27 protein-coding genes and 1 pseudogene are annotated in these 25,870 nt (G+C 38.3%); 15 read left to right on the top strand and 13 right to left on the bottom strand.

Going from position 1 to position 25,870, the window contains the following annotated elements; translation table 11 throughout:
• Nucleotides 1-41 precede the first annotated feature (41 nt).
• Together PN450_RS15835 and dnaN are read left to right on the top strand one after the other, a co-directional pair.
• On the top strand, nucleotides 42-776 hold the full coding sequence (locus PN450_RS15835; RefSeq protein WP_271836887.1) for a DUF1995 family protein: 735 nt from the start codon (nucleotides 42-44) through the stop codon (nucleotides 774-776).
• A gap of 95 nt (nucleotides 777-871) precedes the next feature.
• Nucleotides 872-2,023, top strand: a complete 1,152-nt coding sequence (gene dnaN, locus PN450_RS15830) for a DNA polymerase III subunit beta (protein ID WP_015079557.1) — start codon at nucleotides 872-874, stop codon at nucleotides 2,021-2,023.
• A 231-nt stretch (nucleotides 2,024-2,254) separates the two neighbouring features.
• On the opposite strand, the gene psbV is transcribed toward dnaN, so the two are convergent.
• Nucleotides 2,255-2,746: a photosystem II cytochrome c-550 gene (psbV, locus tag PN450_RS15825; RefSeq protein ID WP_271836886.1), complete on the bottom strand. Its 492-nt coding sequence runs from the start codon at nucleotides 2,744-2,746 to the stop codon at nucleotides 2,255-2,257.
• A 138-nt stretch (nucleotides 2,747-2,884) separates the two neighbouring features.
• Nucleotides 2,885-3,325: a hypothetical protein gene (locus PN450_RS15820; RefSeq protein WP_271836885.1), complete on the bottom strand. Its 441-nt coding sequence runs from the start codon at nucleotides 3,323-3,325 to the stop codon at nucleotides 2,885-2,887.
• 402 nt (nucleotides 3,326-3,727) lie between these two features.
• On the opposite strand from PN450_RS15820, the gene PN450_RS15815 reads away from it, so the two are divergent.
• Entirely contained in the window at nucleotides 3,728-4,570 is an 843-nt protein-coding gene (locus PN450_RS15815; protein WP_213714379.1) for a lysophospholipid acyltransferase family protein, read from the top strand.
• Nucleotides 4,571-4,811: 241 nt separating this feature from the next.
• A complete protein-coding gene (locus PN450_RS15810; RefSeq protein ID WP_148761724.1) occupies nucleotides 4,812-5,705 on the top strand; it encodes a bestrophin family protein in 894 nt (297 codons plus the stop codon).
• Nucleotides 5,706-5,908: 203 nt separating this feature from the next.
• Here the strand turns inward: PN450_RS15810 and PN450_RS15805 are convergent, their stop codons facing one another.
• The 5 genes and pseudogenes from PN450_RS15805 to PN450_RS15785 all read right to left on the bottom strand — a co-directional run.
• Entirely contained in the window at nucleotides 5,909-6,832 is a 924-nt protein-coding gene (locus PN450_RS15805) for an alpha/beta fold hydrolase (protein ID WP_271836884.1), read from the bottom strand.
• 21 nt (nucleotides 6,833-6,853) lie between these two features.
• Nucleotides 6,854-7,678: an NAD-dependent epimerase/dehydratase family protein gene (locus PN450_RS15800; RefSeq protein ID WP_015079563.1), complete on the bottom strand. Its 825-nt coding sequence runs from the start codon at nucleotides 7,676-7,678 to the stop codon at nucleotides 6,854-6,856.
• A 357-nt stretch (nucleotides 7,679-8,035) separates the two neighbouring features.
• Complete coding sequence (locus tag PN450_RS15795; protein WP_148761728.1) at nucleotides 8,036-8,710, bottom strand: pentapeptide repeat-containing protein; 675 nt, start codon at nucleotides 8,708-8,710, stop codon at nucleotides 8,036-8,038.
• A gap of 351 nt (nucleotides 8,711-9,061) precedes the next feature.
• Complete coding sequence (locus PN450_RS15790; RefSeq protein ID WP_271836883.1) at nucleotides 9,062-9,844, bottom strand: DUF5331 domain-containing protein; 783 nt, start codon at nucleotides 9,842-9,844, stop codon at nucleotides 9,062-9,064.
• Nucleotides 9,845-9,870: 26 nt separating this feature from the next.
• A pseudogene (locus PN450_RS15785) lies at nucleotides 9,871-9,996 on the bottom strand (ferredoxin:protochlorophyllide reductase (ATP-dependent) iron-sulfur ATP-binding protein); the annotation flags it as partial.
• A gap of 150 nt (nucleotides 9,997-10,146) precedes the next feature.
• On the opposite strand from PN450_RS15785, the gene PN450_RS15780 reads away from it, so the two are divergent.
• Nucleotides 10,147-10,416 carry a TIGR02450 family Trp-rich protein gene (locus PN450_RS15780; RefSeq protein ID WP_148761734.1) on the top strand — a complete coding sequence of 90 codons (270 nt, stop codon included), beginning with the start codon at nucleotides 10,147-10,149 and terminating at the stop codon, nucleotides 10,414-10,416.
• A gap of 202 nt (nucleotides 10,417-10,618) precedes the next feature.
• Here the strand turns inward: PN450_RS15780 and PN450_RS15775 are convergent, their stop codons facing one another.
• The 3 genes from PN450_RS15775 to tmk all read right to left on the bottom strand — a co-directional run bounded on the left by PN450_RS15775 (nucleotide 10,619) and on the right by tmk (nucleotide 13,644).
• Nucleotides 10,619-11,506 carry a hypothetical protein gene (locus PN450_RS15775; protein WP_015079567.1) on the bottom strand — a complete coding sequence of 296 codons (888 nt, stop codon included), beginning with the start codon at nucleotides 11,504-11,506 and terminating at the stop codon, nucleotides 10,619-10,621.
• Nucleotides 11,507-12,063: 557 nt separating this feature from the next.
• Nucleotides 12,064-13,014, bottom strand: a complete 951-nt coding sequence (locus PN450_RS15770) for a DNA polymerase III subunit delta' (RefSeq protein WP_271836882.1) — start codon at nucleotides 13,012-13,014, stop codon at nucleotides 12,064-12,066.
• A 3-nt stretch (nucleotides 13,015-13,017) separates the two neighbouring features.
• On the bottom strand, nucleotides 13,018-13,644 hold the full coding sequence (gene tmk, locus PN450_RS15765; RefSeq protein ID WP_271836896.1) for a dTMP kinase: 627 nt from the start codon (nucleotides 13,642-13,644) through the stop codon (nucleotides 13,018-13,020).
• 551 nt (nucleotides 13,645-14,195) lie between these two features.
• Here tmk and PN450_RS15760 point away from each other — a divergent pair.
• From PN450_RS15760 to PN450_RS15730, 7 genes are all read left to right on the top strand, one after another.
• Nucleotides 14,196-14,585: a hypothetical protein gene (locus PN450_RS15760; RefSeq protein WP_015079571.1), complete on the top strand. Its 390-nt coding sequence runs from the start codon at nucleotides 14,196-14,198 to the stop codon at nucleotides 14,583-14,585.
• 3 nt (nucleotides 14,586-14,588) lie between these two features.
• Nucleotides 14,589-15,017: an NUDIX hydrolase gene (locus PN450_RS15755; protein ID WP_168695873.1), complete on the top strand. Its 429-nt coding sequence runs from the start codon at nucleotides 14,589-14,591 to the stop codon at nucleotides 15,015-15,017.
• A gap of 73 nt (nucleotides 15,018-15,090) precedes the next feature.
• Entirely contained in the window at nucleotides 15,091-16,173 is a 1,083-nt protein-coding gene (locus PN450_RS15750; RefSeq protein WP_015079573.1) for an AI-2E family transporter, read from the top strand.
• 71 nt (nucleotides 16,174-16,244) lie between these two features.
• Nucleotides 16,245-16,808, top strand: a complete 564-nt coding sequence (locus tag PN450_RS15745) for a Uma2 family endonuclease (protein ID WP_271836881.1) — start codon at nucleotides 16,245-16,247, stop codon at nucleotides 16,806-16,808.
• Between the two features lie 141 nt (nucleotides 16,809-16,949).
• Entirely contained in the window at nucleotides 16,950-18,104 is a 1,155-nt protein-coding gene (locus tag PN450_RS15740) for an iron-containing alcohol dehydrogenase (RefSeq protein ID WP_271836880.1), read from the top strand.
• A gap of 48 nt (nucleotides 18,105-18,152) precedes the next feature.
• Nucleotides 18,153-19,430 carry a phosphoribosylamine--glycine ligase gene (gene purD, locus PN450_RS15735; protein WP_271836879.1) on the top strand — a complete coding sequence of 426 codons (1,278 nt, stop codon included), beginning with the start codon at nucleotides 18,153-18,155 and terminating at the stop codon, nucleotides 19,428-19,430.
• 228 nt (nucleotides 19,431-19,658) lie between these two features.
• A complete protein-coding gene (locus PN450_RS15730) occupies nucleotides 19,659-21,686 on the top strand; it encodes a monovalent cation:proton antiporter family protein (RefSeq protein ID WP_271836878.1) in 2,028 nt (675 codons plus the stop codon).
• Between the two features lie 121 nt (nucleotides 21,687-21,807).
• On the opposite strand, the gene PN450_RS15725 is transcribed toward PN450_RS15730, so the two are convergent.
• The 3 genes from PN450_RS15725 to PN450_RS15715 all read right to left on the bottom strand — a co-directional run bounded on the left by PN450_RS15725 (nucleotide 21,808) and on the right by PN450_RS15715 (nucleotide 22,533).
• A complete protein-coding gene (locus PN450_RS15725; RefSeq protein WP_168695868.1) occupies nucleotides 21,808-22,038 on the bottom strand; it encodes a hypothetical protein in 231 nt (76 codons plus the stop codon).
• Between the two features lie 144 nt (nucleotides 22,039-22,182).
• Nucleotides 22,183-22,413, bottom strand: a complete 231-nt coding sequence (locus PN450_RS15720) for an Hfq-related RNA-binding protein (RefSeq protein WP_015079580.1) — start codon at nucleotides 22,411-22,413, stop codon at nucleotides 22,183-22,185.
• Nucleotides 22,414-22,416: 3 nt separating this feature from the next.
• Nucleotides 22,417-22,533, bottom strand: coding sequence for an alpha/beta hydrolase (locus tag PN450_RS15715; RefSeq protein ID WP_271836877.1), 117 nt, complete (start codon nucleotides 22,531-22,533; stop codon nucleotides 22,417-22,419).
• A 68-nt stretch (nucleotides 22,534-22,601) separates the two neighbouring features.
• Here PN450_RS15715 and dapF point away from each other — a divergent pair, with 68 nt between their 5' ends.
• The 3 genes from dapF (at nucleotide 22,602) to PN450_RS15700 (ending at nucleotide 25,387) form a co-directional block, all read left to right on the top strand.
• Entirely contained in the window at nucleotides 22,602-23,441 is an 840-nt protein-coding gene (dapF, locus tag PN450_RS15710; protein WP_271836876.1) for a diaminopimelate epimerase, read from the top strand.
• Nucleotides 23,442-23,677: 236 nt separating this feature from the next.
• On the top strand, nucleotides 23,678-23,896 hold the full coding sequence (locus PN450_RS15705; RefSeq protein WP_015079582.1) for a hypothetical protein: 219 nt from the start codon (nucleotides 23,678-23,680) through the stop codon (nucleotides 23,894-23,896).
• A 1,293-nt stretch (nucleotides 23,897-25,189) separates the two neighbouring features.
• Entirely contained in the window at nucleotides 25,190-25,387 is a 198-nt protein-coding gene (locus PN450_RS15700) for a hypothetical protein (RefSeq protein WP_271836875.1), read from the top strand.
• Nucleotides 25,388-25,870: the final 483 nt, after the last annotated feature.

Genomic DNA, 25,870 nt, shown 5'->3' with positions numbered 1-25,870 from the left:
TAGTGGGATAATTAAAGATTGATATAGAGACTTTGTAACCTATGGCTGAACTACCCAAAACCTTAGAAGATGCGATCGCTCAATCAACTGAAGCGGTAAAATCAGCTTTAGCTGATGGTATGACTCGGATTCAAGTTGAGTTATTATTTCCAGAACTCAAATTCATGACAGTTGCAGAACAGTTTCTTCCCCAGTTTACTGAATATGAATCCCGTCTCAAAGTCTTCTTTGCTGATGCTGGTGCGGCTGCATTAGCCCGTCGTGATTGGACAGATGCCCAATTCCAAATTTCCGATATTGGTACAGGTAGGGCTGCATCTTTAGAAGCGAAAATTCAGCCAGAAGATGAAATTTTCCTATTTATTGCTCCCACCTCTGTAGAAGTCCCACAATTAGAAAAGTTGTGTGAACTGATTGGAGAACGCCCTGTCATCATGTTAACACCCAGGCTAGAAGATTCCAGCGTAGTTGGTATTGGTTACACAGCCAGAGAAACCCGTCGTCGCTTCATTAGTACCATCGAATCTTGTTACTATATCCGTCCTGTAGATGATGAATCTGCCCTTTTCCGCTGCTACCCTGGACTATGGGAAGTATGGCTAGAAACAGCGGGTGAATATCAAAAAGTTGCCGAACTCCCTGAAAAACCCTCCGGTGATGAATTAGACGCGATTCTCATGGGGGGACAAAGGGAAAACACTACGGACGCTACACCTACGAGAAAACCCAGTGTATTTAAGAGTTTGCAACGGTTTATCAAGGCTTTGAGCAGTTAGGATTACGAAGTAATGGGGAAATAGGTTAATCACCCAATTACCCATTACCAATTACAATTACCAATTACCCATTCTTTTGATTATTTATTTTAAAGATGAAATTAATCTGTTCTCAAAGTGATCTTAGTAGCAATCTTTCCCTCGTCAGTCGTGCAGTCCCGTCCAGACCAACTCACCCTGTCCTTGCCAATATTTTATTACAAGCAGATGCCGAAACTAATCAAGTCAGTTTAACAGCCTTTGACCTCAGTTTAGGTATCCGTACCAGTTTTACTGCCGAGGTATTAGAAGGTGGGACAATTGCTCTCCCTGCCAAACTGCTTGTAGATATCACCTCTCGCTTACCAGAAGGGGAAATTACCCTTGATGACCAATCAGGAGATAATACTGGAGAAGGTATAATTGTTACTCTCAAGCCCAAAAGCGGACGTTATCAAGTTCGCGCTATGGGGGCAGAGGAGTTTCCTGAATTACCAGTGATTGAAAACGCCGAAGCAATTCATCTTACTACTGCGGCACTAATTGAAGGGTTGAAAGGTTCTTTATTTGCTACCAGTTCAGATGAAACCAAGCAAGTCCTCACAGGTGTACATTTAACCCTGAAACAAGATACTTTAGAATTTGCAGCCACGGACGGACACCGTTTAGCAGTTTTGGAAACTACTAATGAGCGTCCTGTGGAGGGAAGCGAACAGGTAGAGGTGACAGTACCTGCAAGAGCATTACGAGAGCTACAACGGATGTTAGGACATAATTCTACATCAGAAGAAACTGTAGCTGTCTATCTTGATCAAGGGCAAGTTGTCTTTGCTTGGCAAAATCAACGGTTAACCAGCCGCACTTTAGAAGGACAATATCCCGCTTATCGGCAATTAATTCCTCGGCAATTTGAACGCCAAGTCACATTAGAAAGAAAGCAATTTATCAGCACTTTGGAACGAATTGCTGTATTAGCAGATCAGAAAAATAATATTGTCAAAGTCAGTATTGATCATGCCAATCAAGAAATTACTTTATCTTGTGAAGCGCAAGATGTTGGTAGTGGTACAGAATCAATGCCAGCCCAAATATCTGGAGAAGATATAGACATTGCTTTTAATGTCAAATATCTAATGGAAGGTTTGAAGGAATTACCATCTTCAGAAATTCAAATGCACTTAAATCAAAGTTTAACTCCAGTAATTTTCACGCCTTTGGGTGGTTTGAAAATGACTTATTTAGCTATGCCTGTACAACTGAGAAATTAGTTTTTAAGTCAGCATTTAGCTATCAGGTCATACAGCAGATTTCGCTCTAATGAGGTACTTGAATCATGAAACTCTTGTAGTGCGGGCATACTTCGACAAGCTCAGTACAAGTCTTGCCCGCTGGATATATACCTCATAACACCGGAAAGTGCTGTAACTAGAATATCCTAGATTTGTAAGGGTTTAGCAGTGCTAAACCCCTACCTATAGAATCAAGCCTATGAACGTGATTTAGTAATAAATTTTACCGCCACCCCATTTAGTCCCAACAACTTTTGGTTGGAGGAGAATGTGTCCAGAGATAGCCACCAAGTCATCTTCCGTCAGATTTCGCATTTGTGGGAAAATATCCGCACTCTTGATACTGGGGTGGATTTCGGAAATCTCGGTTTCACCATCATAGGTAGTGGGATTTTTGATATAGTCCACCAAACCTACAATATTATTGCGTTTAGGTAAAGCTCCTGCCAAAGCTTCTGGGTCAAGTCCCACGTTTTGGTTAGTCTTAGTTACACCACCAGCATGGCATTGAGCGCAAGCAAAATTAAAGAGTCTTTTGCCTTCTTTGACTTGTTTTAAACTGAGAACGACGGTATCACCTTGATCATTTAATGATACCGTACGGATAGCTTCATCTAGTTGCATTGCTGTTGCAGTACCGACAACCATCTGTAATGTCAGCAAAATAGTAGCAACAACAACACCAATTAGTCTTTTAAACATATTTCCCCTCAAAGATTTTATTGAGTCACTGTAATACCAATATCATGTTAGGAGTCCAATTTGTTGCCAAAAATACGATATGTTAGACTCTCAAAATCTAAATTTCTGGATAGGATTGGGGAGACAAAGCTAAAATCGCTATTTTTGGTGTTGTGAAATGGAAAGGGTATAGTTATACTTTTGTTTCGACAATTCACCCACATACACTGCGTATTTGCCTACTGTCCAGTAGCCAGAATGTTTTGGTTTATTCGCAATATCATCATTACTGAGTACACAGAAGCGCCCTCCTGGTCCCTCAACCAATAGTGTTGGCTGTCCTTCAGCCTCTACTGTTAACTGTAGATAAGGTAGTGGCTCTGTCACTTCAATCACTTGACTGGGTGTAGTGGAAGTATACCCGCAATCAGTTTTTGCCTGTCCTCCAGAGATACCAGTTAAAGTTATGGGGTCTATATCAAGAGGATTTTTAATTTTAGTAGTTGGGGGTTGTGGGGGTTGGGCAAAACTGGACTGAGTCAGCAATAAACTCATGGTTAACCCGACGGGAACAACTGTAAATATCCTGAAAGTTTTCATGTTATTTCTATGACCTTAAATGTTGATAACGCAATTTATGAATATACTAATCTTGAATAGTCTATATTCTCAAGACGAAGGCAATCAGATGGAGTTCCTATGGGATATTTTCAAAACTAAGGCTGTAATTGACTAAATTAAGAATATTTGTAGGCGGAGAGGATGCCTAAAAAGTATCATGCAAGTAACTGAACAAAATTAATTGCACATTTTTTTCATAAACAGAAATCTCTGTATTCCTTTCCTGTTCCCTCTCCTCAATCTGAAATTTATTTTGCCCGACTACTTATATCTGAATTACTGCTTCAGAGTGCGGGAAAGAATGGGAGGATTGCGTTAGGCTTGATAAAACTGAAAAACAACGGGTTGTTCCATCCGTATAAATCCTGATAAAATTTCCTGATGTTCAAACTAAAACATCCTCAAAACACTAACACAGGGTGGTCTTTGGATCAACGAGATCCAAAGTTCATCGAGTCTATGATGCCTATACTAGGCTTGTTATATAACTTCTATTTTCGAGTCCAAACCAGTGGCTGGGAAAATGTCCCAGATGAAAAAATTCTCATTGTCGGTTCTCATAATGGCGGACTGGCTTCTCCGGACACATCCATGATGTTATATGATTGGTTGCGTCGCTTTAGTGTGAAAAGACCGATTTATGGTTTGATGCACCCTAAAGTTTGGGATGTGTTGCCACCGGCGGCGGAAATGGCGATGAAGGCTGGTGCAGTGAGAGCGCATCCGAAAATGGCTTACAAGGCTTTGCGGGCTGGCGCTAGTGTCTTAGTCTATCCTGGTGGCGCTGAGGATGTGTTTCGACCCCATGCAATGCGGGATAAAATTTATTTTGCCCAACGGAAGGGGTTTATTAAGTTGGCACTCCGGGAAAATGTCCCGATTATACCAGCAATTTCCTGGGGATCACATGATACTCTGATTGTCTTGGCTGACATATATGAAATTATGCAGCAATTTCATAAAATGGGGATGCCTTGGCTGTTTGGGATAGATCCTTTGGTGTTTCCTGTTTATCTGGGATTACCTTGGGGATTGGCTTTTGGACCTTGGCCGAATATTCCTTTGCCCGTGCCTATCTATACTAGGGTTTGTCCCCCGATTGTGTTTGCAAGGTATGGAAAAGAAGCCGCAAGCGATCGCATTTATGTGAACGAATGCTATGAATTAGTCAAAAGCAAAATGCAGCAAGAGTTGGATGGTTTAATTCAAGAAGCTGGTCATTAATATTATCCTGGCGGTGCTTTTGTCGCCAGGTATTTTAAAACGTTAATTAGGTATTTGTAGGTGTAACAATTGCCTGTATATTAAGTAAGTGGACGGGAGATAAACAAAACTTGTAACAAGATGTAAATTTGCCTCTATGCGTTATTGTGGTTGAGTTTTAGCCATTCCCCAAAACGAAATATATTTTGATTTTCCTCCGCCCACCTACTTGTATTTCATATTGAATATATCAGAGAGTTTTATGGTACAGAAAAAACCGCAATGGTTTGAAACCGCTCTACAAATTAAAGGTTCAGTCATTGCTGCTATCTACAAACTGGTGCTGTTATGTGGTGCTTTTGGAGTTTTAATTTCTCTACTTTATCATCTTCAAATTCCCGTTTCTCAGCCAATTTTAGGGACTGTTATTCCCAGTATTGTTTTAGGTTTATTATTAGTATTTCGCACGAATACAGCTTATGATCGCTTTTGGGAAGGGAGAAAATGCTGGGGGGCAATAGTCAATACTACCCGTAATTTAGCCAGACAAATATGGGTATCTATTGATGAAAAAGAACCAGAGGATAAAAATAATAAAATTGATGCCTTAAACTTACTTGTGGCTTTTGGCGTAGCGACAAAACTACATTTACGAGGTGAGCCTATCAATAATGATTTAGAAGAATTAATGCCAAACTCTTACTATATAAAATTAAAGATTATGAATAATCCTCCTTTGGAAGTAGCTTTTTGGATTAGCGATTATTTACAACAGCAATACAATCGTCATTGCATTAATAGTTATCAATTGACATCTCTACAGGAATTATTAAATATCTTGGTAGATAATTTAGGTTCTTGTGAACGAATTTTAAGAACACCAATGCCTCTAGCTTATGCTATTCACCTTAAACAATTATTATTACTGTATTGCTTCCTCTTGCCATTTCAAATAGTTCAGAGTCTTGGCTGGTGGACTGGGTTAATTTCTGCTTTGGTTAGCTTTACGTTATTAGGTATTGAAGCCATTGGTTTAGAAATAGAAAATCCCTTTGGTTATGATGAAAATGACTTACCTTTAGACGCAATTTGCACAACAATGAAACGGAATATTGATGATTTAATCAGCTTAACTCCTACTGTGCATAAATCATGAAATTTCAAATAGCAGTGGCAATTAAAAATCTCATCTTAAGTAGGTTAGCATTGAAAATCGTCGTTATGGCAAGAGGCAAGAGGCAAGAGGCAAGAGGCAAGAGGCAAGAGTGAAGAGGGTTTGGGCGATTTTACTTTTCGTTACATATTACTCTTCGAGAAGCCGCTCCGCGTCTACGGTTTTTTCCCGTTCACCTACTTAGATTATAAGGAAATATCAGCTATGAATGGAGATACTGCCTCAACAAATGCCTGAGTATATTCATAGGGCATGACATTTTTGCCAATGATTTTTACTCCCTGACTTTGAGGTAAGCAATTCAGATAATATGCTAATCGTTCGTCGGGAGCTTCTGGTTTACTTTCTTTACTAATACCGCGAGCTTGTTCTCCGACAACCAATAATGTCCGGTGCGGAATTGAGGCAATATCACTACTGTAATCTCTTTGCCAAAATCTCGCTAAAAAAGCAAATACAGCATAACGCCCTCGCATATTTTTGGCATCTGCTATGAGAGTATTTAGCCATTCATCATCAACGTTTTCACTAACAGCAAACAATTTTTCAACAGAGAAAGAATATAAAAATTTGCGGGTACGGGCATAGCGGAAAAAAGCATTACCTATGGGAGATGTAAAAATGCTCCAAAGTAAGTTTTGTTGCCATTTGGGGGCATTTTTAGTAATAACTGGACGAGATGTAGGATCAGATAATACTAACCCAGCAATTAAGTCTTTTTCCAGTTTCACTAATTCAATGGCAACTGGTAATAAAGCTCCTTGGACTACGATAATAACGGGTTGTTTAACCACAGTTTGCAAGAAGTGTTCTAACTGTTTTGCCCAGTTAATTGGTGTATGCGCTAAAGCTGGCATATCACTTTCACCACATCCCAATAAGTCGGGATTATAAATAAGATTTTGGTGCTTTTTATCATACCATTCTCGGCAAAATCGCTGCCAAAATTGCCGTGATAATCCTACTCCGATAGGATGAATTAAAAGTAACGGAATACCTGAAGCAGTAGAATTGAGAGGTTGATGAATTTCATAAGCACAGCGGTAGTTTTGCCAACTATAATACTGGGTTGGAGATGCTGTGGAGTTGCTGATTGTAGATGATGACATGATGGCAATTTTTAATAGTAACTAAAAAATCATGTGAGGATGAATGAATTGATATCCAGCATCTTTCAGTTTTTGATTGGACACCCAGGCATTATATGGGCGGGTATTTTTATTATCTGCATCCCAAATAACATTAGGTAAATTATTTTTTGTCATCACATTATTAAGTAATTCTTTATTCGTGAGATGACTATCATCTACAAGATTATAAATACCTTGTAAGCGCTGCTCACGAGCAAATTCTATTGTACTAACAATGTCATCAAGATGAATCCAATTGCTGATATCTTCCCCATTACCAGGACGGGTTGTTCCTGACGCTCTACTAAATAGTTTTACCAGTTCTCTACCGGGTCCATAAATACCTCCTAAACGTAAAATACAAACGCGGGTATTGTCATTATTTGCTGTTAATAATATATCTTCTGTTTTTCGCAGTAGTTGAGAATTGCGATTAGCTGGTGCTGGTGGGCTTTCTTCGTCTACCCATACACCGTTTCTATCTCCATAAATTGAATAACTACCTGTATATATTACTTGGTGAATATTAGGAAATTGGGGGAGGAGAGAAACTAGATTTTTGGCAGTGTTTACATAAGTTTCTTCATAAGAATCAGCGGTTTTTGCGCCGACACTTAATAAGATAACTTCTTGATTTTTTAATACAGCTTTCAAGCTTTCTAGATCGTTACCTGAAGTGACAATAACCCTTTGTGCTACTGCTTCTAAAGTAGATATCCTTTGGGGATTAGTGGTAGTTGCCGTCAGCATAAAATTACTATTTGACTGCCAATATTTGCTAACGGCACAACCGACATAACCACAGCCAATAATTGCAATGTTCATGATCATTAATAAAACTAAAATAATTTATTTTTAACAATTACCAGTCCATCATCAATAGTACAGGAATCCAGAAGCTTTTGGCTAATAAGTATTAGTCTAACTTTAAATTTTCCTACCTATTCAGATGTATAACGGGAGCAGGAAGCCATATTGATAATTAAATTTTGTGAATATAGCAGCCCTATTTTCTATTTAAACTTGACTGATGCACTCAAGCAGCAGGAAATAGATTCTCTCACATATTATGGAGTATGGCTATATTATTAATTTCAGTGGCTAGGAACTGTTACTCACTGGTGATTTAGTTTGTAAGTAATTTTAACTTACTTTTTTACTTTTTATCCTCTCAAGTCGTTTTTAGTTATGAATTATACCATCTGGCATGATTGCTCCAGTTAATTTAGCACCAATTAATTTTACCAGCAGGCGATCGCCTGAACGAATTCTCGCCCCTGTCAAGTCAGCACCCCGCAAGTCAGCACCGCTAAGATCCGCACCAATCAAATTAGCCGAGCGTAAATTGGCATCTCTTAAATCTGCTAACAGTAAGTTAGCTCTAAATAAATTGGCTTCTGACAAATCCGCACCTCTGAGAATCACCTTGTGCATAAAAGTATCACTGAGATTAGAACCGCTTAAATTTGCGTAACTCAAGTTTCTTCCTGATAAATCCCGATTACTCAAATTAGCGCGGCTAAAATCTTTACCACTTAAATCTGAATTTGCCTGTGGTTGTTGATAGGTTTTTTGTGGTGAGTAAGAGTATGTAGATGATGGTTTATCGGCTTGAGGTGTTGGAGAATAAGCGGGAGTGGGCTGTTTATTCCGGAAAGAGCGCAATTTATCACGAGCTTCATTAAATAATTTTAGCTTCTCATGTGCCTTGTTTTGTAAGCGCAGGTTGTCTTTGGGGAGGCGGTCCGGGTGCCAAACAAACACTAAATCTTTATAAGCCTGGTTGATTTCTTCAAGTGTGGCCCCTAACTCTAATTCTAAAATTCTGTAGTACCGCTCCAGTTCGCTGCTCGTCATAGTGTATTGATGAATATTAATTAATAATTGAACAAATGATGAGTTATTTGTTCATTCTAGAAGTTTTATAGCTAAAACCAGTTCTTTGAATAAGAGCTTGACTGCTTTAATTTCTACTGGCATCCTCACCAATTCAACGGGTTTACCAGAGTCACCACGAACAGATTTAACTAAGGCCACCTCTGGGAACTGCCACGCTAGGTCTTGACGAACTCTATTTTTTCCACAATTCTGAATTTTTGGAAATTGGAAAGTAGATGATTGGATATTGGGGAATGGGTACTAAAAACAGGTTTTCACCCTGATAGAAAGCCCCCTGATCCCCTGCTTCCTCTTACCCACCTTCAATAATTAATTGTTGGGGAAGAGACGAGCCATTTCTGATTCATTAAAAACCTCAGATGGCAGTTCTTCCAAATTGTCGTCACCATTCTGAAACGAAGTTTCATCACCCCAGATGTCCGAAACTACATCATCAAATCCATTTTCTGCAGATGTATTCAGCCCAGTAAAAGCATGATCAGGTATTTCCCCAAAGGGATTTTCACCAACTGAAGTGAGGCTATTAAGGCTCTGATCATTGCTTTCATCAGTTAAAGACATGGAAGTAAAGGAAACATGACCGAAATTACCCATTGCTTCTGAGTCATGGGCAATATCTTCATCAGATAAGGAAATATCACCAAAGCCATCATCATCTTGTTCTACAGCCCAAGTCGCTTGTGTTTCGTTTCCCAACTCATTCAGACTCATCTCAGGGATTGAGAAAGATTCCGCTTCTGGTTCAGGGCCATCCACCATGACCACAGCCTGCTGACGGGAGTACATCTGTGGTTCTACTGTAGGACTGAGACGATTACCAAGGGCAATATCGGGGTCAAAATGTAAATTCAGAACTTCAATTAAAGTATCCGCATCTGGATTCAGTTTGGCAAAGGGAAGCATTAGCTGGGCCAATTTCGGTTCTAGAGCATTAATGACTCCCAGGATAAGGTAAGAAGAAGGTCGCTTGCCGCCATCAGGGGTATAAACTGATTCAACAGTCATCTGAAGCGTAATCCATTCACGATTGGCTTGAAAGAATTGCAGCCACTTTTGTTTGATCGAATCGGTAAAACTATCAAAGAAAGCCATAAACCCATCCTGAGAGGTAAAATGTTTTATACAATCATCAAGTCTAATTCCTCTTCAGCATTTCTGGGTTGAACTTTTACTGAATTGAGATAAAAACCTGACAATAAAGAAAAAGGTTCACGATCTGAAGTATCGGAGGGAACAACATCCTCATAGTCATCACCACTGCTGAATTAGTAAATATTTATTAAATTAGAAAATACCTGATATAAAACTTAATAAATGATGCGTAATAGGTAACAGGTAAGGGGTGAAAAAAGAAAGTTCTTCACAATCGACAACCGACAACTAACAATTGACAAATGACTAAAAAACAAAAATTTCCTTACCTACTGGGTTCTAAATGGACTGCACAACAAAAAGTTGATGGCTGGCGACATTTTCAAGTTGTTAACCGTAAAAATCAGGGTAAATGGGTATATGCAGAAATGGTAGCAGCTTGTGATCCTCAAGTGCGCTTTTGGTTAAATGCTAAATTATTGCAAGATAATTCCCAGTGGTATGCTGGGTGGCAAACTTTGCAAGAAATTAATTCTATTGAATCCGATCCAAAAAAAGCTAACAATTGTTAATTAACCCTAATTGATAAAAAAATAAGGGATGATCAAAATATAGGAAAATTTTGATCATCCCTTCCGACTAAGTAAGTTGGCGTTAAACAATCAACATATGTAACGAAATGTAAATTCGACAAATACCTTATAGATAGGTTATTTAAGGGTTTTTACGAAAAAAATGTATATTGATTTTATCGTGCCGACTTACTTAGATATTTTATTGTAAAATCTGATTCCGACAGTATTCTTGCGTAGGTGTCACAGAAGCAACTTCCACCTCTACAGGTTTCTCTGGAGTGGGGTTAATAATAAACTCACTGGGTCCTTGATGAGGTTTTTGAGAATTTCCCCAGTCATAAGTATAACCTAAACCAGACCAAGGATAATATTCCTTTTTAGCATTGGTGTAGGAATTGGTATATATTGCCTTGACTACAGGACTACTATCAGGAACAGGTAAAGGTAAAAGATTACAACTAGCATCGTTAATTTCTGCATCAATACATGGTCTAGTTAGATCTTCTGCTTTTACCCACATTTCGACAAAATGGGTTTTCGTAGAATATTTATTTAAGATTAATCCCAAATACTGTTGTAACCGCAATGAAAGTTCAACATTATCAGGAATATTGCTATCAATAGCTTGATATTTCTGACAAAATTCTTTCACTTGTGGAACTGCTGTAAACCAAGTTTGATAAGGTAGCAGTTTTTTTGTACCTATTGGCCAATCTGAACTTGGGCTACTTGTATATTTCCAAGTTGACATCAAATATTCTATTTTGCCATTATTTTCTCTCCATTTAACCTGTGGATTATTTGGAGATAAAGCCAAAAGATTATTCACTACTTCATCTGCTAATGGTTGTTTAGCATCTTCAATACTTTCTGCCAATTTTTTTGTCAGAATATTATAAGTTTCTGGTTGATACTGCAATAGATAATCATAGACATTTTGAGTTACTTCTAATTGTGATAATTGGGTTTTTGCTACGGGTGTACTATAGCTAGTCATTCCTTCAGCTAATACCCTAGTTTGCCATCCAAAAACTAAAAATGCACAACAAAGTAAGCCCAAAAATAATTTATGCTGCCAATTTCTCATGATTAATCACTTGGTACGTTAAATTTTCCGTCAAAGATGATTCTACATGAAAACACTATCAATTCTGTAACAATAATTGTTAATAAAACATTAAAAATACTTAAAAAAATATCGTAACCATAAATTTCATATATTCAGAATTTTTACTAGCGTATTAATACTTAAAAAAGATAATGTGTCAGCACTTTTCCAGGACATTGACTAGTACATCACGGCGTAAATAAAGCAACCATATTCAATCGCCAAAAAGCTTACGGTATATTAGTTTTGACTTTTGACTTTTGACTTCCGCCCTGCGGTACTAGTAGTCTGTCAAGATAAAAATGATGGACTGTAGTGTGAGCGTCTCGCTCACGCGGGCAAGACTTGTACTGAGCCTGCGATGCCCTGAGCCTGTCGGAGGGTCGAAGTATGCCCGCACTACAAGAGTTTCATAATTCAAGTTTGTACCTCATTAGAAGTCAACAAAAGTATTGCAGGTGAAGTTGCTAGTTTCAAAGGGGTTGTGAATATTCCCAGGAAGGAAATTGTCAACAGAAATTAACTACAGAAATTAACTATATTTGTGATATCTGAAATAAAGCTAAAAACGTACATTCCCAAACCAAGCGAGGTTGGGCATAACAAAGTAAATGTTTCCGAGTTTTTTCTAACTGTTGAATAATTTTTGGTTCATGTATTTGTTGCCAATAGTATTGTTGCAGATAATCAATTAACCATAATTGAGCTTCAGTATCTAATTCTTTATCAATTTTCTTGGCTAATTCTAAAGCATGACGGTAAGAAGTCGGGATTTTTTTCACCTGGGCGATGAACTCGCTAGGAATTTTTTGTAATTGTTGATAAGATAAAATCGCATTTCCTGGACTACCTGCGGCTATATTTAAAACCTCTGGATGTTGCAAAATTTCGGCATTTCCTGTTTGCGTCAATACCTGACTCATCACAGCAATATCCAACCGATAAAAAGGAATCTTTTGACAACGGGATACTAAAGTTGGTAACACAGATTCTGGTGAAGGGGCAATTAAAATTAATGTCGCTTTTCCCGGTTCTTCCAAAGTTTTTAACAACGCATTAGCCGCAGATTCCGCCATTGTTTCCGCTTGTTCTAGGACTATGATATTTCTCTCTGCTGCCAACGGTGGCCGAGAAAGAAATTGCGTAATTTCTCGAATTTGTTCCAAACGAATCACTGGTGGGGCTTTGCGTTTAACGCCCTTTTCTGCTGCTTCTGCTGATGTAAGTCTTTGTCCTTGAAATTGATAAGTTGGTTCTACCCACAATAAAGCCGGATGATTTCTTTGACGAATCCGATTTTGTAAAAGGGGAATTTGATCAGGTGCTACAGAACTGGAAAAAAGTAATTCAATAAAACACCGGGCTGCTAAACTTCTACCTACACCATCTGCACCTACAAACATATAAGCAGGTGCAACTCGATTTTGTTTAACAGACTGAGTTAGTAATTCTACTGCTTGCTGTTGTCCGACTAATGGTGAGAACATAAATTATGAAAACAGGCGATTATGTAAAATTTCCTGTATACTTTGTTGCACATTTTCTTGACTATTATTCCCATCTATCCGTACAATCCGAGACGGATAAGATACAGCTAACTCCGTATATCCCCGCTGTACCCGCCGATGAAACGCAATTGTTTCTTGTTCAATCCTGTCTAATTTAGCTTGTCCACGTTTGCGAGACAGCCCTATCTCCACATCTACATCTAACCAAATAGTTAAATCACTAGCTAAACCACCAGTAGCAATTTGATTAAGTTGATTAATTATACTCATACTTAAACCCCTGCCATAACCTTGATAGGCAATAGTAGAATCAGTATAGCGATCACACAAAATATACTTCCCTATGGCTAAATTAGGTTTTAATTCCTCTTCAATGTGTTGCGCCCTATCCGCAGCATACAATAACAGTTCCGTCACTTCCCCCACGGGCTTATTAAGTGACTTTTCCAATAATAACATCCGTAAATCCTTTCCTAACTCTGTTCCCCCCGGTTCACGAGTCAGCACCACAGATATATTTAAACTTTCTAGCCACTGAGAACACAGTTGCATCTGAGTAGTTTTACCACAACCTTCTACCCCTTCAAATACAATTAATTTACCACTCATATTGTCAAATTTTGCTACTACCAATTTTTTAAACTCATTTTCTCACGTCTCAAACCATACCTAATTCCCGAACGACTGTAAAGGCATATAGCAGCCTTCAGCGGTTAGTAGTCAGAACTAAATTACTTTCAGTCTAAGCTTCTATGATTGAAATTAGAATTTCATTTAACTGCATACCGCTATAGTATTTACCTATATTAATTTACCATGACTATAAAGAGTTTATTGTCAACTCCTGAATCTGGCAATAACAAATATTTAACCCCCTTCCAAGTGGAAACCTATAGTTTTTTAAGCATAATCAACCCCCCAATAGATTTGACTAAATTACGAACTTAGTTAATCACATAAAAAGTCATCAAATCCAAAAAGAACTTACTTGAAAATAAAAAATACAATAATGCCTATAACTGGAGATACCAATGAAAATTTATTCATGTCTTCATTATTTTTATAAAATCACTATCTTTTTTGGACAAAACAGTATTATGATAAATAATAAATAGCAAGCCACTTATATAAACTGGAGATAAAAGATAAAATTGCCAATAATGCAACAAACAAAAATTTCTACCAGGGGATTACTTCACCTGGGATTATCTTTTTCCCTATTAACAGGACTTTATGCCTGTGGTAAAGAAGGCAATTCTAGGATCAATCTTGAAAATTTAAATATTGGTGTGAATGTAACACAGATTCAAAAAGTTACCAAACAAAATCAGGACACTACAGTTTACATTCAAGGTAAAATAGAAAAGATCGCTCCTTTAATTCAGAAAAAAGCATATCAAATCAACGACTCAACTGGAAAAATCTGGATTATCACTAATCAAGGCAATTTTCAAGTTGGAGAACAGGTAGTATTGAAGGGTAATGTGCAGTACAAAAGTGTCCCTTTAGCTGGCAAAGAATACGGAGAAATTTATTTAGAGGAAAAATAATTTATGAATAATCAATTAGTTCATGTAGCCGTTACCATTCTCTATCGAGAAAATAAATTCCTGATGCAATTGCGGGATAATATTCCTAATATTATCGCTCCTGGTTGTTGGGCTTTGTTTGGTGGACATATCGAACCTGGAGAAACTCCAGAAATAGCAGTTCAGCGAGAAGTTATGGAAGAAATTGGTTATGAGTTAACTGACTTTACTCAATTTGGAATTTATAGCGATGAAAAAGCTATTCGTTATGTATTTCAAGCACCATTGTTAATAACAGTAAATCAACTTGTTCTTTCTGAAGGTTGGGATCTAGATTTGTTAACAGCAGAAGATATCTACAGAGGTGAATGTTATTCTGTAAAAGCAGGAGAAGTAAGACCTTTAGCAAGTTTACCTCAGAAAATAATGCTGGATTTTATCAAAACCCTATAGTTCGATTACTCGATTTACAGACCCTTTAAAGTTTTCCAGAAATTTTGCAAAAATTAGACTATTAATAAATTCCATGCAGCCAGTAAACAATCTACCAAATCTACCTAAATGGTTAAATATAGGATTAGCCTTTCCTGTTATTCTTCTGAATGGTTGGCTATTAATTCAATTTATTAACTACTTTCAACCTTTAGTCAGTGTTATCTCTGTCGCTATTCTCTTAGCTTTTGTGCTAGATTATCCGATTAAACTGCTCCAAAAACGTGGAGTACCTCGCATTTTAGCAGTTGTCGTAGTATTACTGTTATCTATTATTATTTTAGGTGCTGTAGGTGTTATTCTCTTACCACTTATTCTGGAACAACTGAATGAGTTAGCTAATCTTCTTCCCTATTGGATTGAATCGGGAACTCAACAAATAGAAGCTTTGCAAAATTGGGCAGCTACCCAGCAGTTACCAGTAAATTTAAGTGGATTAGCTAGTGAATTTTTAGGAAAAATATCTAGTCAACTACAATCTTTGACTGGAAAAATTCTCGGTTTTGCTTTTGATACTATTGGAAATTTATTTAATTTACTAATAGCCATAGTTCTGACTATTTATCTAGTATTGAATGGTGAAGCTTTATGGGATGGAATTTATCTGTGGTTTCCGTCCCAAATTGCTAAAAAAGTTCGAGAATTACTCCGAGAAGATTTTAATAATTATTTCATTGGTCAAGCTACTCTAGGTGCTATTTTAGCCGTGTCTATAACATTGGCATTTGTCCTCTTACGAGTCCCTTTATCACTCCTTTTCGGGATAGGAATTGGTTTATTTTCTTTATTTCCTTTTGGGACTGGTATTGGGGTTGGTATTGTCAGTTTATTAATAGCTTTAAAAGATTTTGGCTTAGGATTAGAAGTTGCGGCTATAGGTGTAGCTATTGACCAAATTAATTCTAATATTATTGCCCCACGCATTTTAGGAAATTTAACCGGCTTAAATCCTGTATGGGTGGTAATTTCTTTATTAATAGGCGCGAAATTAGGCGGTGTATTGGGTGTATTGGTTGCTATTCCTCTCGCTAGTTTTATGAAAGATATGGCTGATAGTTGGCGGAATGGTGAATTTAATAAAACCGCTGTTGATAGTGAATATCTGCAAGAATCTTGAATAGCATTGAGATTTTCACAAATTCAACTAGTAAAGAACTAAAATATTCACATCACCCCACAGGAGGCTGTATGAGTCAGGTATATGAGGGAGTTCGCTGGACAATCACAGACCTAGAATTATTGCCAGATAATGGCAACCATTATGAAATAATCAATGGAGAATTATTTGTGACAAGAGCGCCACATTGGAAGCACCAGAAGGCTTGTAACAACATTTGTACAGAACTCACACTTTGGTCTAGAAAAACTGGTCTAGGGGAAGCTGTAACTACTCCTGGAATTGTTTTTACTGATGCTGATAATGTTATTCCTGATGTGGTGTGGATAAGTAATCAACGTTTAGCAACTTTATTAGATAATGATGGACATTTAACAGGTGCGCCAGAATTAGTAATTGAAGTTCTTTCTGCGGGGGGAGAAAATGAACGTCGAGATAAAGAAGTGAAATTAAAACTTTATGCTTCTAGAGGTGTGCAAGAATATTGGATAATTGATTGGCGGTTACAACAAGTAGAAATTTATCAGCGAGAAAAGGCAACTTTAATTCTAGTAAAAACCTTATTTACTAATGATGAGTTAACATCACCTTTATTTCCTGATTTTGTTTGTATCGTTGGTAGTTTATTTGTTTGAATTGATAAAAATTGCCAGCGACACACCCCCCAACGCTTCAATCAGATTGTTTTCAAATAATATTCCGTAGGTACAGGCGCAAAAATCAAGAAAATGATTACAATATTCAAGGTGAAATCTAATTCTATTGCGTAACTAATCATGGAAAATTTTGTTTTTTACAACCCAGTTAAAATCTTGTTTGGCAAAGGTCAAATCGCCAACATTGCTTCAGAAATCCCCGCAAATGCGAAAATCCTTATTACCTATGGCGGTGGTAGTATTAAAGCCAATGGCGTTTATGATCAAGTAAAATCCGCATTAGCTGGCAGAAATTTATTTGAGTTCGGTGGAATTGAACCCAACCCCCATTTTGAAACTTTGATGAAAGCGGTCGCATTAATCCGCAAAGAAGGCATTGATTTTCTCTTAGCTGTGGGTGGTGGTTCAGTTGCTGACGGGACTAAATTTATCGCTGCTGCTGTTCCTTTTGTGGGCGACCCTTGGGATATTTTAGCAAAAGCCGCACCCGTAACTGCGGCTTTACCAATGGGGGTGGTTTTGACTTTACCCGCAACTGGTTCGGAAATGAACACAAACTCAGTTGTGACTAAGTGGGAAACTCAAGAAAAGTTATTTTTCGCTAGTCCCTTCGTGTTTCCTAAATTTTCAGTTCTTGACCCAGAAACGACTTTCTCCCTACCTCCTCGGCAAATCAGCAATGGTATTGTTGATGCTTTTACTCATGTAATGGAGCAATATTTAACCTATCCAGTCAATGCACCATTACAAGACCGCATGGCCGAATCAATTCTGAAAACCCTGATTTGCGAAGGACCAAAAACCTTAGCAAATCCCACAGATTATGATGCCAGGGCGAATTTAGTTTGGTCGGCAACAATGGCATTAAATGGGTTAATTGCTGCTGGTGTCCCCCAAGATTGGACAACTCACATGATTGGTCATGAGTTGACAGCGTTGCATGGTTTAGATCATGCTCAAACTTTGGCGGTTGTACTACCTAGCACTTTAACAATTCGCCGCGATCGCAAATGGCAAAAACTTCTACAATATGCAGATAGAGTCTGGGAAATTGGCGGTGGTTCAGAAGAAGAACGGGTAAATGCAGCAATTACTAAAACTCGTGATTTCTTTGAATCAGTTGGTGTTCGGACTCGCCTATCTGACTATGGTATTGGATTACAAACTATTCCAGCCGTGATCAAAAATTTAGAAAAGCATGGAATGACAGCTTTGGGGGAAAATAAAGATGTTAATCCGCAAGTTGTTGAGCAGATTTTAGTTCTTTGTGCTTAGGAATGCCAGAGATATTCTCGTTTTGCTTGCTTAGATATGAGGAAATAAGTGAAAGTTTTAGTTATCGGTAATGGGGGACGGGAACACGCTCTAGCGTGGAAATTGCTACAATCTGAAAAAATAAACAAGCTTGTTTGCGTACCAGGTAACGGTGGTACAGCAACTTTGCCAGGTTGTGAAAACTTGCCTTTAGCAGTAGATGATTTTGCTGGTATCAGCGAATATGCGATTAATCATGGGATTTCTTTAGTAGTTGTCGGTCCAGAAGTGCCTTTAGCTCAGGGAATTACTGATTATCTACAAAATCAAGGCTTAATGGTATTTGGTCCAAATAAAGCAGGGGCGCAAATAGAAGCAAGTAAGGCTTGGGCTAAAGCTTTAATGGAGGAAGCCGGAGTGCCTACTGCGAAAGCTGCTGTATTTACTGAAGCAGCCTCAGCAAAAGCTTACATTCAATCTGAGGGTGCGCCCATTGTTATTAAAGCCGATGGTTTAGCTGCTGGAAAGGGGGTTACAGTTGCCGAAACTATTGCCCAGGCTGAAGAAGCAATTGAGGCAATTTTTCAAGGACAATTTGGATCTGCTGGCAGTTCCGTTGTCATTGAAGAATGTTTAGTAGGGCAAGAAGTATCTGTTTTAGCTCTAACCGATGGTTTAACCATTCGCCCATTGTTACCTGCTCAAGATCATAAGCGCGTCGGCGAAGGTGATACAGGAGAAAATACTGGTGGGATGGGTGCTTATGCTCCTGCACCAATCGCCACACCAGAGTTAATGGCACGTGTACAAACAGAGGTGTTAGAAAGAACGATCACAGCTTTACAGTCCAGAGGCATTGACTACCGAGGCATTTTGTATGCGGGGTTAATGATTTCACCAGATGGGGATTTTCGGGTTTTAGAATTTAACTGTCGTTTTGGTGATCCCGAAACACAAGTAATTTTACCGATGCTAGAAACTCCTTTGGAAGATTTAATCTTGGCTTGTATAGAACAGCGGTTAGGAGATATGCCGCCGATTGCTTGGAAACAAGGGGCTGCGGCTACGGTGGTGGCTGCTGCTGGTGGTTATCCGGGAGAGTATGCTAAGGGTAAGGTAATTACTGGCTTTGAGGCAGCCCAGACAGCAGGGGCGACAGTGTTCCATGCGGGGACAAGATTAAATGCAGCCCAGGAAGTTGTTACAGATGGCGGTAGGGTGTTAAATGTGACGGGTTTGGGTGAGGATTTCCAGGAGGCTTTAGCTCAAGCTTATGCAGGTATCGAACATATTCAGTTTGATCAGATGTATTATCGCCGAGATATTGGTTATCGGGTTTTAGGCTGATTTTTGGATAAATAATTTGTTTCGCGCAAAGGCACAAAGGAGCAAAGGCGCAAAGGAAGAAGGAAGAAGGAAGAAGGAAGAAATACATTTATGATGCTGTGGGGACTTGATCACTTTTTGGTGGTCGGTCCAAATTTTGTTCTTCTTGTATCCCAGTCCTCCCCGCAAATTGAGAAAACTTTGTATGCTGATATCTATATGGTTCTTTATAGTTTTTAATTAAAATTAGTGCAAGAAGATTTTCGCTTAATTGTTGATTTGGTTTTGGTGTTTGCTGTCGCTGCTTGCGGTGGACTCTTAGCTGCACTGTTAAAACAACCTGTTTTGCTGGGATATATCATCGGTGGTATGGTTGTTGGTCCCTCTGGACTAAGGCTGATTAAAGAACTTGTCCAGGTGGAAACCTTGGCTCAGTTTGGAGTCGCGTTTTTGTTGTTTGCTTTGGGTGTGGAGTTCTCTTTAACGGAACTCAAAAAAGTTAAGGCGATCGCTCTCGGTGGTGGTACTTTACAAATTATCCTCACTATTCTCATCACTGTTTTGGTCTGTGGTGTCACTGGTGCTTGGGGAACTCTACCGGCTAAAGGTGTATTTTTGGGTTCGATTTTGTCTTTGTCTTCCACTGCTGTGGTTCTCAAATGTCTCATGGAACGCAATGAAACTGAAACACCTCACGGACAGGTAATGCTGGGGATTTTAGTGGTTCAGGATTTGGCTCTGGGGTTCATGTTAGCTGTATTACCAGCCCTTCATCAACCAGGAGAAGCCATTGGGGTGGCTGTGGTGATGGCATTGGTGAAAATTGGTTTATTTGCAGCGGGTGCAGTTGTGGCTGGGATTTGGTTAATTCCCCCTTTACTCAGATTATTAGCCAGCACTGAAAGCAAGGAGTTATTTTTATTAGGTGTCGTCACTATCTGTTTAGGAATTGCTCTGCTCACAGAATATTTAGGACTATCCATTGAAATGGGGGCATTTGTCGCCGGTTTGATGATTTCTGAGGTGGAATATGCTGATGAAACTTTGACGATTGTTGAACCTTTACGGGATATATTTGCTAGTTTATTTTTTGTGGCCATTGGGATGTTAATTGATCCAGTATTTTTGTGGCAAAATCTGGAGTTAATTCTGGGATTGGTGGCTTTAGTTTTTGTGGGTAAGTTTTTAATTATCACCCCTTTAGTCAAGTTATTCCGTTACCCTTTAAAAACAGCTTTAATTGTCGGTTTAGGACTAGCGCAAATTGGGGAATTTTCTTTTGTTTTAGCTAGTGAAGGACAAGCTTTGGGTTTGGTTTCCCGACGCATATATTTACTAATTTTAGGAACTACCGCAGTGACTCTAATGCTGACTCCTTTTGTCTTGCGGTTAGTCCCATTTTTATTCGATTTTGCTGAATCTATGCCTTGGCTGAAACCATATTTGGTAGATGATCAAGCTCATGATTTTTCGGAAGATCTACCACAGAAAAATCATATAGTAGTTTGTGGTTATGGACGGCTTGGTAAAAATTTGGTGAAGCTGTTACAGCAATATCAATTACCTGTAGTAGTTATTGATCAATCAGAAAGTCGAATTCAGCAATTACGGGATGCCGGAATACCTTATGTTTATGGTAATGCGGTGAGTCTTCATGTCTTAGAAACCGCCGGTGTCAGTCATGCTCAAGGTATGGCGATCACTCTCCCTGATCCTGCCAGTATTCGTTTGTGTTTAAAACGGTCTTTGGAAGTATGTCCAGAATTAGATACAGTTGTCCGTGCTACTCAAGATAAAAATATTGAACTACTTTATCAATTAGGTGCAAAGGAAGTAGTGCAACCAGAATTTGAAGCTAGTTTAGAAATGGCAACTCATCTATTAATTGGGGTGGGTTTATTACCAGAGATGGTACAACAGAAAATGCAACAAATTCGCCAAGATCATTATTTGGATTTACGTCCTGAAAGTTCCGCTGCTGAAGTCTCTCGATATTTACAAAAAGTTACCCGTGATTTAAATCGTCGTTGGTATGATTTACCAGCAGATTCACCTTTAATTGGCATGACTTTGGAAGAAGTGAATATGCGTTATTTAACTGGGGTGAGTTTAATGGCTATTCGTCGCGCTGATGGGGAAGAAATTGATTATCCTCATAATCAAACTATACTTCTTTTAGGCGATCGCTTATTAGTGGTAGGATCAGCCGAAGAACTCACTGCTTTAGTGGAGTTTGCTGAAGGTAAAATTAATATTTCTGACGAAATAGAAAAATGAATACTCAAGTGTATTCAGTTATAATGTCAGAAATAATTACAAAAAATATGTGGTAATGTTTTAAAATACCACATATTCATATTCAGCTATAAAGCCGATATTTTTTAATGGGTTATAATCATCATATAATTGGGAAAATTATGTTTAATCCCAAACTATTTAAGTAGTTTGTCAAGTCACGAGGATTTAATCCTAACTCGTTAAAAACAGCCTGTAATGTAGGGGTTAAAAGAATAGGATTTGGTAAAGGGTTTGTAGGGGTAGTTGTAGTCGCACCACCTACTATAATTTCTTGTTGTTTAATAGGTATATCTGTGAATGAAGGTATATCTGTGATTAGTATTTTAGACATTCTAGAAATATCCTTAACGTTGATTAGTCTCGCTAAATTCCACCGTTAATTTAAATAGTAGAAAAACTAATAATAGAAAGTCAATACGATAAGCAACACGGTTTTATCTAGGTTTTACTGATAGCGGAGCGAGACTAACTCTCTTTAACCTACCATATTACCTAAAGTTTTCATGTAGGCGATCGCCTGTTTCCAAACCATAATCTGCTCATTATTGCCATCAAAAATACAGATACAATTGTGATCTTGCCAAAATATTCGACCTGTAATCAAATCACCAGTCATTAATCTAAATTCGACCATTAATTTTTCTTTAATACACTTCTGGACTTGACGAGTGCTAGGTAGGGAAGTATCAAATTGATTGGTTGCCATATATTATACTGGTAATTGGTGATTGGTGATTGGTAATTGGTGATTGGTGATTGGTGATTGGTAATTGGTAATTGGTAATTGGTGATTGGTGATTGACAACTGACAACTGACAACTGACAACTGACAACTGACAACTGACAAATTTTTTAATAGTATGAATGAATCTTTAATAATTCATTTAGAGCAAAATGGCAATCGAATTTACTAAGTATCACGGACTCGGTAATGATTTTATCCTCATTGATAACCGTTCCTCATTGACACCAGTATTGACACCAGAGAAAGCGTTACAGTGGTGCGATCGCCATTTTGGTATCGGAGCAGATGGTGTTATTTTCGCACTTCCTGGACAAAATGGCACTGATTACACTATGCGGATTTTTAACTCCGATGGTTCAGAACCAGAAATGTGTGGCAATGGAATTCGCTGTTTAGCGGTATTTTTGACGGAATTAGAAGGCATTTCTCGCACCAAGGATAAATATCATATTCATACCTTAGCAGGTGTGATTTCACCCCAACTCACAGATGAGGGTCAAGTTAAAGTAGACATGGGTGAACCCCGATTATTAGCAGGGGAAATTCCCACAACTTTATCACCTACAGAGTTTCAAGTCATTAATCAACCCTTAGAACTAGCCGACAAAACTTGGGATGTTACCTGTGTCAGCATGGGAAATCCCCACTGCATCACCTTTGTCGAAGATGTTGCGGCTATTGACTTAGAAAGCATTGGACCTAAATTTGAAAATCATCCCGTGTTTCCTAAAAAAACCAATACCGAATTTATTGAAATAGTCAATCGTAACTACTTGAAAATGCGAGTTTGGGAACGAGGCGCTGGAATTACTCTAGCTTGTGGAACGGGTGCTTGTGCGTCCTTGGTAGCGGGAGTATTGAATGATTTATGCGATCGCATTGCTACTATTGAATTACCCGGTGGACCCATAGAAATCGAATGGTCAGAACTTGATAACCGGATTTACATGACAGGCCCCGCAGAACGAGTATTTACAGGCAAATATTAAATTCAGCCTGTTTTGAGTTCTAAGTTATAAGAAAATAGGCTGAAAACCCCGGAATTGACACCTAAAAATCCAAAAAGTTTTCAGGTGTCAATGTCTTTTAAATACCTTATTTTAGTTAAATACTGATAGAAAATCAAGATTAATGATGTCAGTGATCATTTGACCAAATATTAGCCAGTATCTGTTAAGATTGATGAAGAATTAATAATTTTTAAGGCCAATACTTGGAGAGTCTAATGTTTATTAGTGAATTATCGCCCCTATTTCAAGAACTTGCCCAACATCCAGTTTCATTTTTAGGTGGGTTTGTTTCTGGTGTTCTCCGACTCAATCTCAATGAAGATCCCGTCAAAAGTTGGCTAAATAAAAAATGTTGTGGAAATAGTTCCAGCAACCTCAGTACAGAGGCAGAAAATGGCAAAGCCAATGGACCGCAACAAATTACAATTGACTAAATAACGCAAGTTGTTAGTTATCTAAAATTTAAGCTGGTAATGGGTAATTTGTCAAATTTTTACCTATTACCTATCCAATAGGTTAACTAAAATTTACCAAAAAATCTAAATTTAATTGAGGATTCGTGATAGAATGGGAACAGACTCAAAAATATCTGTTAACTTCAGTAGTTATAAAGAAATAATTAAGCGTCTTATTATCTATCACAGTGATCATTCTAGAGTTAGAGCAAAGGATCACAATAGAATGAAAGTGATTCAGAGAAATTTGTCAGGTTAGCTCATCCCAAAGGTTAGTATTCAGGCAATCACGAGCTATATTTTGTAGTGAAACTGCACGATCAACAGTAAAGTTCGCTATTGTGCAAGTTAATATTGCAGTCTGTGGGTGCAACTGGACAAAGTAACCAAAAACTTGTTGAGCAAGGATATTGCCAGAGGCTGGTTTTGATGATAGGGTAGGTTGAGATTCCGTTTTTGAGAAAAAACCCCCAGTGGAAGTTAGCCAGCTAGGGGAGTTTAGTTATCAGGGTGCATCTACCAATTAAATGTTCTCAAGTGCATAACGATCCTCCGGATAAATTTATTTTTAACAAATTTGTTTTGAGTTCGGGATTCAAGTACCCAGATGTTTTTGACACCGGGGGGAAAAGAAAAAACCCCCAGTGGAAGTTAGCCAGCTAGGGGAGTTTAGTTATCAGGGTGCATCTACTTGTTAATTGTTCTAGAGTTCTATGTAATGCTCCGGACAAAAATGGGTGGGTAGCAATAATTATTTTGTGTTAACCACAGACAAAAAAACCCTCAGTGGTGTTAGCCAGCTAAGGGAAGTTAGTTATCAGGGTGCATCTACTTGTTAATTGTTCTAGGGTTCTATGTAATACTCCGGAAAAAATGGCTGGGTAGCAATAATTATTTTGTGCTAACCACAGACAAAAAAACCCTCAGTGGTGTTAGCCAGCTAAGGGAAGTTAGTTATCAGGGTGCATCTACTTGTTAATTGTTCTAGAGTTCTATGTAATGCTCCGGAAAAAATTGGTGAGTGGCAATAATTATTTTGTGCTAACCTACAGACAAAAAAAACCCTCAGTGGTGTTAGCCAGCTAAGGGAAGTTAGTTATCAGGGTGCATCTACTTGTTAATTGTTCATTGTTTTTAACTTATGCTCCGGAAAAAATTACCCAAAGATTGCAGCTTGTCACATACCGAAAAAATTTCTGTGGCTAGTAGTTGGGTAGGGGAGTTAGTTGTTAGGATTTTATCTACTTAATCTACTTAATAGTTTATCTATAAATGTTTATAAACGCTCTTGACAAACAAGAGCGTTTTTTATTTGCCAAATTGACAATCTCAGGGAGCCAAGCCGCTGAGATTCTTAGAGAATTCCACAAAAAAGATGATCCAATTTTGTGGGATGGGCATCTTGCCCGTCCTTGTGTTGTTAGCGGGCAAGATGCCCGCACCACAAGAGATTTTGGGATATTTTTTTAATTGGAAGTCTCTTAAGAGATTTTCACTCGTAAAGGCTGTGCCAAACAGCCACTAGACACTCCGCTTAAAGCATTGTGCTTACTTTTTCACAAGAATGCGATTATCCTAGCGAAAAATATGGAGGCTGTCAAGATATACCAAAAACCACAGCGGTTAAAACCGTGGTCAGTGAGCAGTTCGACAAGCTCACTGTAACACTTGTCAAACTGCCCTGCCCGTGTCGTGGCTGGTGAGCTGCGTCGATAGCGTAGCGTGGCGTTAGCCATACCATCCCTCTCAGGTCTAAAGACACGCTCGTTTCCCACTTATCGCGAGGTCTTATGAAAAAAGAAAACCCCCAGTGACCTGAGTTCGATGTAAGAAAACCAGCTAAAAATGAGTATTCAAAAGGGTTAGAGGCTTTTCTGGAAAGAGCCTATATTCTCAATAAACATTAATTATTGAGAATTAATAGGAAACCAGCCTAGATTTAAGTAAATTTTC

This window comes from Dolichospermum lemmermannii CS-548, from assembly GCF_028330815.1.
Classification (GTDB): domain Bacteria; phylum Cyanobacteriota; class Cyanobacteriia; order Cyanobacteriales; family Nostocaceae; genus Dolichospermum; species Dolichospermum lemmermannii.
Note: the sequence above shows the minus strand (reverse complement) of the source record. Positions and strands in the feature narration are given on the sequence as shown.